This is a genomic window from Paraburkholderia sp. LEh10, from assembly GCF_017814945.1.
Lineage (GTDB): Bacteria > Pseudomonadota > Gammaproteobacteria > Burkholderiales > Burkholderiaceae > Paraburkholderia.
Map to the genome: position 1 here is coordinate 1 of NZ_JAGIPX010000128.1, position 10,008 is coordinate 10,008.

The 10,008-nt window shown below is 57.2% G+C and carries 8 protein-coding genes and 4 pseudogenes; 6 read left to right on the forward strand and 6 right to left on the reverse strand.

From position 1 onward, the window contains the following. Positions 1-188 precede the first annotated feature (188 nt). The 3 genes from J8I87_RS42310 (at position 189) to J8I87_RS42320 (ending at position 3,113) form a co-directional block, all read left to right on the forward strand. Positions 189-533: a hypothetical protein gene (locus tag J8I87_RS42310; RefSeq protein WP_209938516.1), complete on the forward strand. Its 345-nt coding sequence runs from the start codon at positions 189-191 to the stop codon at positions 531-533. A gap of 827 nt (positions 534-1,360) precedes the next feature. Then, positions 1,361-1,756: a hypothetical protein gene (locus tag J8I87_RS42315; RefSeq protein ID WP_209938517.1), complete on the forward strand. Its 396-nt coding sequence runs from the start codon at positions 1,361-1,363 to the stop codon at positions 1,754-1,756. A 190-nt stretch (positions 1,757-1,946) separates the two neighbouring features. Further along, positions 1,947-3,113, forward strand: coding sequence for a hypothetical protein (locus J8I87_RS42320; RefSeq protein ID WP_209938518.1), 1,167 nt, complete (start codon positions 1,947-1,949; stop codon positions 3,111-3,113). 437 nt (positions 3,114-3,550) lie between these two features. On the opposite strand, the pseudogene J8I87_RS46575 reads toward J8I87_RS42320, so the two are convergent. Both J8I87_RS46575 and J8I87_RS46165 read right to left on the reverse strand, forming a co-directional pair. Next, positions 3,551-4,097: pseudogene (locus J8I87_RS46575) on the reverse strand (IS6 family transposase). Then, positions 4,012-4,239 (reverse strand): hypothetical protein, encoded by a 228-nt coding sequence (locus J8I87_RS46165; protein ID WP_313068231.1) that lies wholly within the window; start codon positions 4,237-4,239, stop codon positions 4,012-4,014. Before J8I87_RS46165 ends, J8I87_RS46575 begins: the two are co-directional and overlap by 86 nt. A gap of 117 nt (positions 4,240-4,356) precedes the next feature. Here J8I87_RS46165 and J8I87_RS42340 point away from each other — a divergent pair. Next, positions 4,357-4,740: pseudogene (locus tag J8I87_RS42340) on the forward strand (IS21 family transposase); the annotation flags it as partial. Between the two features lie 528 nt (positions 4,741-5,268). Here J8I87_RS42340 and J8I87_RS42345 read toward each other — a convergent pair. After that, a pseudogene (locus tag J8I87_RS42345) lies at positions 5,269-5,652 on the reverse strand (IS21 family transposase); the annotation flags it as partial. A gap of 117 nt (positions 5,653-5,769) precedes the next feature. On the opposite strand from J8I87_RS42345, the gene J8I87_RS46170 reads away from it, so the two are divergent. Both J8I87_RS46170 and J8I87_RS45480 read left to right on the forward strand, forming a co-directional pair. After that, the gene (locus tag J8I87_RS46170) at positions 5,770-5,997 is read left to right on the forward strand and encodes a hypothetical protein (RefSeq protein ID WP_313068231.1); all 228 of its coding nucleotides are present in this window, start codon (positions 5,770-5,772) and stop codon (positions 5,995-5,997) included. Further along, positions 5,912-6,458, forward strand: a pseudogene (locus J8I87_RS45480) (IS6 family transposase). The gene J8I87_RS46170 and the pseudogene J8I87_RS45480 overlap by 86 nt, the downstream one beginning before the upstream one ends. A gap of 437 nt (positions 6,459-6,895) precedes the next feature. Here J8I87_RS45480 and J8I87_RS42360 read toward each other — a convergent pair. The 3 genes from J8I87_RS42360 to J8I87_RS42370 form a co-directional block, all read right to left on the reverse strand. Then, on the reverse strand, positions 6,896-8,062 hold the full coding sequence (locus J8I87_RS42360; RefSeq protein ID WP_209938518.1) for a hypothetical protein: 1,167 nt from the start codon (positions 8,060-8,062) through the stop codon (positions 6,896-6,898). Between the two features lie 190 nt (positions 8,063-8,252). Beyond that, positions 8,253-8,648: a hypothetical protein gene (locus J8I87_RS42365; protein ID WP_209938517.1), complete on the reverse strand. Its 396-nt coding sequence runs from the start codon at positions 8,646-8,648 to the stop codon at positions 8,253-8,255. A gap of 827 nt (positions 8,649-9,475) precedes the next feature. Next, positions 9,476-9,820, reverse strand: a complete 345-nt coding sequence (locus J8I87_RS42370) for a hypothetical protein (protein ID WP_209938516.1) — start codon at positions 9,818-9,820, stop codon at positions 9,476-9,478. Positions 9,821-10,008: the final 188 nt, after the last annotated feature.

Sequence of the window (10,008 nt, forward strand, 5' to 3'; positions counted from 1 at the left end):
GCGCGTAAAGTGTTCGCTTCGCCGGGCTGACGCCCGCACTTGACCCGCCAACCACCCACTCGGGATTCGAAAGAAGCGGTATTCAATAGGGGCGTCACCTCTGGCGCATCCATGACGGCATATCCCGTGAACGCGGACGGTTCAAATGGGACAACCATCGTTATCCAACTGCAAAAGGAATGGAGAAAATGAAAAAGATCGCCACGATTTTTTTCGTAGGCATCGTCATGATGTCGGGCTGCTCGAAGAAACCGGACGGTTCCGAGTTTGTCGGGACATGGTACGACCCGGACAAAGGTGAAAAAATCCAGATCACGCAAAACGGCGCCAGCTTCCTGATGCGGGAGCTGGCTAGCGACAAGAATCCGAAGCCATCCAATGCCACGTTGCCAGCCGTGTATCAGGACGGCCTGCTGAAAATCATGGTCGGCGGCCGTTCGGTGGCAATTACCCATGTACAAGCCGACGACACGGTCGTATTGCCACTGATGAACGGGCAAGGCTCTGAAACGCTGGGCCGGGCGAAAGAATGAGAATCCCGGTATTTACAGCATGATTGATCGCGGGAGTGAGTACGGTGGCCGTAGCAGTGCATCGGGGAACTACCCGAACTCCCACGGGATTGGCAGCTCGATCTCGACGAGCACGGAACAGGTGGCACAGGCCCATCCGTACGCCAACCAACAGGCGCCCGGCGCATCCACTGCGACGGTTGCGGGCGCAGTGTTCAATTGCGGCGCGACGGTCAGAGCATTGTTGAAACCACGAGCTTACGCAAACCGCCTGAAAACGGATATCCGGAGTTGGAAGCACAATCAGATTCTCATCTTTTATACGGGAGTCGGCCAACAAGACCGGACAAGTTCGCGAAGTGCAGAAGAAAGGAAGGTTTATTGGTCAGAGGCCGTCGCTGAAACCCAAAGATGTTTAGGCAATCCGGATCTACCTTCTGAACGCTCATGCCATCCGTGATCTCGCGATGTTCAACCTCGCAATCGGCCACAAACGACGTGGATGTAATCCTATCAGTTTGCACGTTCGCAAAGTTACCCGCGGCAACCAGGTTTTGCCGCAGGCGCTGATTGTTCAGCGAAAGACGCGTCGACCGGTACGGGTTGAGTTGACCGAGCCGAGTCGGTCGGCCTGAAGACCAACGCCCGTCGTCTGTCGTACATTGCCAGGAACATGGGTTGCGAAGGCCGAATTTGCGCGAGCTCCACGGGCTTCGACCTTTGGTCGCCAATAATAAATTCGAGAAGTTGTCCGTAGTCAGGGTGTCATTCGAGGAGGAAATAGTCTTCTCTACGGAGACTCACCCTCCGCCGCTCGACTCGTCTCCCAGCTGCTCGGGCACCCCCGAGTGTCGATCACCAATGCCTACTGCGGGAGTGCGGTCAACCTCGCGAAAGTTTATACGGTTCGTGCGATCGCTGGGATGGATCAGCTGCAGCCGTACATCGAGGCAATGAACGACGCGCTTCGGCGACGTGAATTCGTTAGCTTGTACCTGATTGGAACGCGTGCGATGGGCCAACGGCGTCTGCAAGCTGAAAAAGTTCCCTACGAATTCGTGACGTTCGGAGAGAATGGGCAGTCAGCCCACGGATTACGTGCCGAGCTCGGGACTCTTCTCAAAGCCGCAGTCTGCGTGCGAATCATGGCCGAGACATCGCTCGAGACAAGCGCAAACTCTTTGTGCATCATGCTTCCACCGGTCGATGACGAAGCGAATGCTCCCTGTCCGGATGTCTCGTGAACATCATCTGAGTCGCCGACGAGCGACATACAGAGCATGTCAGCCCACACGTCTCCGCAAGCCCGATCCATTTACCACATGCCTCCGGTATCCAGCCACCACCGTTGCATCTGCAATATTTCGCGGGGGCTAGAAATGCGAAATCGAATAGAGATACTGAACTCAGTCGAAAAATTGACCAGGAGAAACGATGATCCGACTGACTCAAGTATCGTTAGTTGCCGCGGCGTTCCTGACTGCATGCGGTGGTGGGAGCGGTGGCGCTGCGGATGGCGACGACAGTCACGCCACCGGTGGTTCCTGTAACCCGGGCACGACTGTCGTGCAGCCGGTTCCGATTAACCCGTACACCGGTGAAACTGCCCCGGGGTCGACAACTACAACAGTCACAGGTGACGTATTCAATAGCGGCGCCACCACCAATGCGTCCGTGACAGCGTACCTCGTGAACGCAGACGGTTCAAACGGAGCGGCCATCGGCACGGCTACGACAGACCGGGATGGCACGTTCATCATGACGCTGAGTCAAGCCCCGTTTGCGACTGCGAACTATGTCCGATTCATCGCGACAGGAGGCACATATACGTCGACCGCCGACCACACGAGCCAAACGAATGGTGCATTGGAACTTGTGACGCCCTATATCACGACTGCATTCAATCATTTCGTCATGACGCCGTTGACGAACGTTGCGTCGCAACGGATGCGCCAGGTCGCATCGGTCGGTGGCGCACTGGCGAAGGGATATACAGCGGGCGCGAGCATGGTGCTATCGTTGATCGGATTTTCCGATCCGATTTTGCCGAACAACAAGGTGAGCGGCGGCGTCGACTATCTAGGTCTTTTGCCGGGGTCACCAGACGATACATTGAACGCGTACGCAGACGCCCTCAATGCCATCGAGGCATACGGCGTCGAGTACGATCTACCGTCGACAATATCCGTCCAGTTACTGACGCAGAGTCAGTTAACCGGCACGGCTTCCGCGACCCTGCCCGGCGGCACACCAATCAACATTGGCCAATGGCAGGGTGAGATATTCGACTCGTCCGCTCCATATACCCTTCCGATGCTGGAATCGACAGGCGCTCCGCCACCGTATGCAGAAATGCACCAGTTCATGATGTGGGAATACGCGTACGTCGCTTGCCTCAGTCTGGATAGCACAGCGCACTATGCACGGTTCCCGCTTCAACAAGGCAGCCCCGACATGTTTGCCGATGGTGCTTGCTCGACGTACCAGAGCTACGTGAGCAAAATTGGCGCAAAGGTTTTGACGAACAACCGTAGCGCACGGCTCGTTCACTCGGTGGGGTATGTACCGCAGATCGTGCCGGTCGTCGGCGCGGGCACTTGAGAAGTGTTCCAACGCCCGCACGATCGAATCGATTTGTAGAAAATGCGATGCGCCGGATGCTAGCGCATCGCCCATCATCCTGCACGCGGTTGCAGGACGAATTAAAACAGACTCCGACGGGACTATACGATCTTAAGCGGCACGAAAAGGCATCAGGACAAGATACTGCAGAGTCGAGATATGGCGCGCTTTGTCTGTTACGACCTCTTTCGTCTGGCGTTGTCAACCTGGCCAGTGCGGCGCGGTAAAATGAGGCGGTGAAGAAGACGAAGTCGGTTTATCACGGCCACCACCGCTTCCCTTCGGTCGTAATCAGTTTCGCAGTTTGCTGTTACTGATATGACCTTGCGTGTCAATTGTGACGGTGGATCACACTTCTGATATCCGCGGGGTTCTGGTACACAACCGGTTAAGAGATGTCCTATTGGTACGACACTTTATCGAGCGGACAGGACGGCATCCCATGCGGCGGGCGCATCGGCACCCTTGAGGTTGAGCTTCGAGAGATCGAACTGACCCTTGCGAATGCGATGCGCCAACTCGATGCCTGAAATCGTGATCGCGGCGCTCCCGAGCCGTTTGAAGCTGCGCATCACGTTCGTTCTGGATTTGATGTGGCGATGGTCCTGTTCGCAGGTTGTTCAGATACTTCGAGGACCGGACCTTCGCGTCTTCAGGCAGCAGACCATCGGCCTTCACCTCGCGCACCGCGCGGTGCGAGGCAGCATAGCCATCGAGCGCGTTGGTCTCCGACGACTGGCCCTGATCCCGGATGGCCTTGCCGGAAAAGGCTTTGGCCGCGACCACATCGCGCTTTGTCCTGAGCGTGAAGTTCACCGTCTAGCCAGCTCGATCCACCGCCTGGTACAGGTAGACACACCTGCCACGAATTTTCAGGTCAGTCTCGTCGACACGCCACGAGCGACCCGCAGGTGTAGCAAAGCGGTTCCAGCGTTTGGCGAACCCGGGCGTATAACGCCTCACGCAGCGCAGGCTCGTCGTATTGAAGCAGCGACAAACCCCATTCGGCTATCATCTCGACGACATCGCTAAGTGCGTATTTCGGATGAACGTGACCGGCCGTTTCGGGATCGTGACCGGCGATTTCGGCAACGTGACCGATCATTTCGGGAGCGTGACCGAGCGGACCAGACGGCAGGATTGGCGTTGCGCATGACATCAACCACGCGGGCTATGCTCGCCGGCTTTGGCCGGAGAGAGCATGCCCGCGCACCGGATGAACATGCGCATGATCAAGGACGTTTTACGACTTAAATTCGACGGCGGTTTCTCGCACGATCGGATCGCCGCATCGCTGGGTATTTCCAAGGGCGTGGTCACGAAGTACGTCGGACTGGCTGGCGCCGCCGGGCTGGACTGGGCGAGTACCTGTGACATGGACGAAGGCGAACTCGAGCGGCGGCTTCTCGGCAAGCCCACTGGGCCAGCAGCCTACGCCCAGCCCGACTACGGGCGTATCCATCAGGAATTGCGCCGCAAGGGCGTGACGCTGACGTTGCTGTGGGAGGAGTACCAGGCCGAGTTTGCGGACCGGCAGACCTACCGCTACACGCAGTTCTGCGAGCATTACAAGGCATTCACGAAACGCCTGAAGCGCTCGATGCGCGTCACGCTGTTTTGCGACACTTGGAGCGTCTCGGAAACGAAGTTGACGCGAATAGCGAACTTCTCGGACTTGCAGAGTTGGTAGCGCAGTGTGAAGAACAGAGCGTTCCAGCCCCCGCCATCGACTGCTAACGAAAGGGCTGGAAACAGAGGGGCACTTCGGTAAATTGACTCCTGTGATACCAACAGGGAGAAAGCCATGAGCGTTACCGACCAATACGTGTACGAATATGCGCAACTCGATCGCCGGAGCGTTGCCGCGCAATTGCGCGGCAACGCTCCGGCGATCGAGTTGCGCATATTCGTACACGTATTGGTCGGTAACGCTCATGGCTTTCTCCCTGTTGGTATCACAGGAGTCAATTTACCGAAGTGCCCCTCTGTTTCCAGCCCTTTCGTTAGCAGTCGATGGCGGGGGCTGGAACGCTCTGTTCTTCACACTGCGCTACCAACTCTGCAAGTCCGAGAAGTTCGCTATTCGCGTCAACTTCGTTTCCGAGACGCTCCAAGTGTCGCAAAACAGCGTGACGCGCATCGAGCGCTTCAGGCGTTTCGTGAATGCCTTGTAATGCTCGCAGAACTGCGTGTAGCGGTAGGTCTGCCGGTCCGCAAACTCGGCCTGGTACTCCTCCCACAGCAACGTCAGCGTCACGCCCTTGCGGCGCAATTCCTGATGGATACGCCCGTAGTCGGGCTGGGCGTAGGCTGCTGGCCCAGTGGGCTTGCCGAGAAGCCGCCGCTCGAGTTCGCCTTCGTCCATGTCACAGGTACTCGCCCAGTCCAGCCCGGCGGCGCCAGCCAGTCCGACGTACTTCGTGACCACGCCCTTGGAAATACCCAGCGATGCGGCGATCCGATCGTGCGAGAAACCGCCGTCGAATTTAAGTCGTAAAACGTCCTTGATCATGCGCATGTTCATCCGGTGCGCGGGCATGCTCTCTCCGGCCAAAGCCGGCGAGCATAGCCCGCGTGGTTGATGTCATGCGCAACGCCAATCCTGCCGTCTGGTCCGCTCGGTCACGCTCCCGAAATGATCGGTCACGTTGCCGAAATCGCCGGTCACGATCCCGAAACGGCCGGTCACGTTCATCCGAAATACGCACTTAGCGATGTCGTCGAGATGATAGCCGAATGGGGTTTGTCGCTGCTTCAATACGACGAGCCTGCGCTGCGTGAGGCGTTATACGCCCGGGTTCGCCAAACGCTGGAACCGCTTTGCTACACCTGCGGGTCGCTCGTGGCGTGTCGACGAGACTGACCTGAAAATTCGTGGCAGGTGTGTCTACCTGTACCAGGCGGTGGATCGAGCTGGCTAGACGGTGAACTTCACGCTCAGGACAAAGCGCGATGTGGTCGCGGCCAAAGCCTTTTCCGGCAAGGCCATCCGGGATCAGGGCCAGTCGTCGGAGACCAACGCGCTCGATGGCTATGCTGCCTCGCACCGCGCGGTGCGCGAGGTGAAGGCCGATGGTCTGCTGCCTGAAGACGCGAAGGTCCGGTCCTCGAAGTATCTGAACAACCTGCGAACAGGACCATCGCCACATCAAATCCAGAACGAACGTGATGCGCAGCTTCAAACGGCTCGGGAGCGCCGCGATCACGATTTCAGGCATCGAGTTGGCGCATCGCATTCGCAAGGGTCAGTTCGATCTCTCGAAGCTCAACCTCAAGGGTGCCGATGCGCCCGCCGCATGGGATGCCGTCCTGTCCGCTCGATAAAGTGTCGTACCAATAGGACATCTCTTAACCGGTTGTGTACCAGAACCCCGCGGATATCAGAAGTGTGATCCACCGTCACAATTGACACGCAAGGTCATATCAGTAACAGCAAACTGCGAAACTGATTACGACCGAAGGGAAGCGGTGGTGGCCGTGATAAACCGACTTCGTCTTCTTCACCGCCTCATTTTACCGCGCCGCACTGGCCAGGTTGACAACGCCAGACGAAAGAGGTCGTAACAGACAAAGCGCGCCATATCTCGACTCTGCAGTATCTTGTCCTGATGCCTTTTCGTGCCGCTTAAGATCGTATAGTCCCGTCGGAGTCTGTTTTAATTCGTCCTGCAACCGCGTGCAGGATGATGGGCGATGCGCTAGCATCCGGCGCATCGCATTTTCTACAAATCGATTCGATCGTGCGGGCGTTGGAACACTTCTCAAGTGCCCGCGCCGACGACCGGCACGATCTGCGGTACATACCCCACCGAGTGAACGAGCCGTGCGCTACGGTTGTTCGTCAAAACCTTTGCGCCAATTTTGCTCACGTAGCTCTGGTACGTCGAGCAAGCACCATCGGCAAACATGTCGGGGCTGCCTTGTTGAAGCGGGAACCGTGCATAGTGCGCTGTGCTATCCAGACTGAGGCAAGCGACGTACGCGTATTCCCACATCATGAACTGGTGCATTTCTGCATACGGTGGCGGAGCGCCTGTCGATTCCAGCATCGGAAGGGTATATGGAGCGGACGAGTCGAATATCTCACCCTGCCATTGGCCAATGTTGATTGGTGTGCCGCCGGGCAGGGTCGCGGAAGCCGTGCCGGTTAACTGACTCTGCGTCAGTAACTGGACGGATATTGTCGACGGTAGATCGTACTCGACGCCGTATGCCTCGATGGCATTGAGGGCGTCTGCGTACGCGTTCAATGTATCGTCTGGTGACCCCGGCAAAAGACCTAGATAGTCGACGCCGCCGCTCACCTTGTTGTTCGGCAAAATCGGATCGGAAAATCCGATCAACGATAGCACCATGCTCGCGCCCGCTGTATATCCCTTCGCCAGTGCGCCACCGACCGATGCGACCTGGCGCATCCGTTGCGACGCAACGTTCGTCAACGGCGTCATGACGAAATGATTGAATGCAGTCGTGATATAGGGCGTCACAAGTTCCAATGCACCATTCGTTTGGCTCGTGTGGTCGGCGGTCGACGTATATGTGCCTCCTGTCGCGATGAATCGGACATAGTTCGCAGTCGCAAACGGGGCTTGACTCAGCGTCATGATGAACGTGCCATCCCGGTCTGTCGTAGCCGTGCCGATGGCCGCTCCGTTTGAACCGTCTGCGTTCACGAGGTACGCTGTCACGGACGCATTGGTGGTGGCGCCGCTATTGAATACGTCACCTGTGACTGTTGTAGTTGTCGACCCCGGGGCAGTTTCACCGGTGTACGGGTTAATCGGAACCGGCTGCACGACAGTCGTGCCCGGGTTACAGGAACCACCGGTGGCGTGACTGTCGTCGCCATCCGCAGCGCCACCGCTCCCACCACCGCATGCAGTCAGGAACGCCGCGGCAACTAACGATACTTGAGTCAGTCGGATCATCGTTTCTCCTGGTCAATTTTTCGACTGAGTTCAGTATCTCTATTCGATTTCGCATTTCTAGCCCCCGCGAAATATTGCAGATGCAACGGTGGTGGCTGGATACCGGAGGCATGTGGTAAATGGATCGGGCTTGCGGAGACGTGTGGGCTGACATGCTCTGTATGTCGCTCGTCGGCGACTCAGATGATGTTCACGAGACATCCGGACAGGGAGCATTCGCTTCGTCATCGACCGGTGGAAGCATGATGCACAAAGAGTTTGCGCTTGTCTCGAGCGATGTCTCGGCCATGATTCGCACGCAGACTGCGGCTTTGAGAAGAGTCCCGAGCTCGGCACGTAATCCGTGGGCTGACTGCCCATTCTCTCCGAACGTCACGAATTCGTAGGGAACTTTTTCAGCTTGCAGACGCCGTTGGCCCATCGCACGCGTTCCAATCAGGTACAAGCTAACGAATTCACGTCGCCGAAGCGCGTCGTTCATTGCCTCGATGTACGGCTGCAGCTGATCCATCCCAGCGATCGCACGAACCGTATAAACTTTCGCGAGGTTGACCGCACTCCCGCAGTAGGCATTGGTGATCGACACTCGGGGGTGCCCGAGCAGCTGGGAGACGAGTCGAGCGGCGGAGGGTGAGTCTCCGTAGAGAAGACTATTTCCTCCTCGAATGACACCCTGACTACGGACAACTTCTCGAATTTATTATTGGCGACCAAAGGTCGAAGCCCGTGGAGCTCGCGCAAATTCGGCCTTCGCAACCCATGTTCCTGGCAATGTACGACAGACGACGGGCGTTGGTCTTCAGGCCGACCGACTCGGCTCGGTCAACTCAACCCGTACCGGTCGACGCGTCTTTCGCTGAACAATCAGCGCCTGCGGCAAAACCTGGTTGCCGCGGGTAACTTTGCGAACGTGCAAACTGATAGGATTACATCCACGTCGTTTGTGGCCGATTGCGAGGTTGAACATCGCGAGATCACGGATGGCATGAGCGTTCAGAAGGTAGATCCGGATTGCCTAAACATCTTTGGGTTTCAGCGACGGCCTCTGACCAATAAACCTTCCTTTCTTCTGCACTTCGCGAACTTGTCCGGTCTTGTTGGCCGACTCCCGTATAAAAGATGAGAATCTGATTGTGCTTCCAACTCCGGATATCCGTTTTCAGGCGGTTTGCGTAAGCTCGTGGTTTCAACAATGCTCTGACCGTCGCGCCGCAATTGAACACTGCGCCCGCAACCGTCGCAGTGGATGCGCCGGGCGCCTGTTGGTTGGCGTACGGATGGGCCTGTGCCACCTGTTCCGTGCTCGTCGAGATCGAGCTGCCAATCCCGTGGGAGTTCGGGTAGTTCCCCGATGCACTGCTACGGCCACCGTACTCACTCCCGCGATCAATCATGCTGTAAATACCGGGATTCTCATTCTTTCGCCCGGCCCAGCGTTTCAGAGCCTTGCCCGTTCATCAGTGGCAATACGACCGTGTCGTCGGCTTGTACATGGGTAATTGCCACCGAACGGCCGCCGACCATGATTTTCAGCAGGCCGTCCTGATACACGGCTGGCAACGTGGCATTGGATGGCTTCGGATTCTTGTCGCTAGCCAGCTCCCGCATCAGGAAGCTGGCGCCGTTTTGCGTGATCTGGATTTTTTCACCTTTGTCCGGGTCGTACCATGTCCCGACAAACTCGGAACCGTCCGGTTTCTTCGAGCAGCCCGACATCATGACGATGCCTACGAAAAAAATCGTGGCGATCTTTTTCATTTTCTCCATTCCTTTTGCAGTTGGATAACGATGGTTGTCCCATTTGAACCGTCCGCGTTCACGGGATATGCCGTCATGGATGCGCCAGAGGTGACGCCCCTATTGAATACCGCTTCTTTCGAATCCCGAGTGGGTGGTTGGCGGGTCAAGTGCGGGCGTCAGCCCGGCGAAGCGAACACTTTACGCGC